The following is a 1,112-nucleotide window of genomic DNA, read 5'->3' on the forward strand; positions in this document are numbered from 1 at the left end:
CCCCACCAGCCAAATGTGATTGAGTCCATTTTAAAACCTGATCGAAGGTTTTAGGGTCATTGGCAACCAAGGCAAAAAACAATGCGTAAGATTGGCCTTCCGAGGTTGTAATCATACGCTCATCACTGCCATCAACGACTCGGCCTTGCTCCATGTATACCGACTTAAATGTTTCCCATTGTGGCCACTCGCAGGTGTTAGCCCACAAGTAAGGAGACACGAACAACATAAGGAACGAGATGAGTTTTTTCATTATTCCTCTTCCTCAGTTTTTTCTAAACGTCTAGACGCGACTTGACGTAATACGCGCCAAAGAACAATGGTTACAATCACCACTAGCAAGGCGGCAAAGCACGCAACGATGACTGGGTGATTAGAGAAGTGATACCAAACGAGCTGCCACACAGGAAGCTTACCAACATAGTAGTGCGAACCCACGTTGTAGCTTGCTACTTCGTTATTTCTCAACGTCACTACCGAGCCAAACATGTGCTCCACTTTACCGGAGTCAGCCAACGCGCGATCAACCGACGAAAAATCTGACGGGTGAGCCGCCATAATAGAAATGACGCTGCGTTTTTTCGTAAATGGCGATTCTGCACCATAAATAGCAGCAAAAGAGCCCTCAGCCTCAACAGAAACATAATCCGCGGCCACTTGACGAGCATCACTTGGACTCATCCAGTTCATTCCGAGCTGCTTTTCATTTTTGCTTGGTAGGCGAATTTGTCTCTGACCCTCTTTAACCACTAAGTTCACTTGGTCAGGATTATTAGCGGCTTCTTCTAGTGCATCCACAACACCGATCGTCAGGATGTCTTTATCTTTTAGTTGCTCAGCATTCCATTTGTCTGTCAAAAGCACCTGAATACCTGGGTACCCAGAATCACGCCCTAACGACCCCATGACGTTTAAGAAGGTCTGCAACACTTCTTTTGGAGCTCTCTCTGGAACAACAATCGCAGTTTCTGACAAATCGGCCATGCGAGTGTAAGGGAAACCAGAAGTAGCAAAAGCGCGCATATTTGGCATTTCGATGTAGTGAGGGAAACCACTAAAATCAACCATAGAGTCACCATCAATGACCGCGTATTGCTTACTTGGTTGCGTCA

The 1,112-nt window shown here is 46.3% G+C and carries 2 protein-coding genes; both read right to left on the bottom strand.

Annotated features, from left to right (window positions below; translation table 11 throughout):
• The coding region (locus R7M72_RS25505) for a glycosyl hydrolase family 8 (protein ID WP_318056510.1) at window positions 1–253 on the bottom strand (253 nt) is incomplete at its 3' end.
• Window positions 253–1,112 (bottom strand): cellulose biosynthesis cyclic di-GMP-binding regulatory protein BcsB (locus R7M72_RS25510; RefSeq protein ID WP_318056511.1); only part of this gene is annotated, 860 nt, incomplete at its 5' end. The genes R7M72_RS25510 and R7M72_RS25505, both read right to left, overlap by 1 nt.

Source organism: Vibrio sp. YT-18, from assembly GCF_033337345.1.
Taxonomy (GTDB): Bacteria; Pseudomonadota; Gammaproteobacteria; order Enterobacterales; family Vibrionaceae; genus Vibrio; species Vibrio alginolyticus.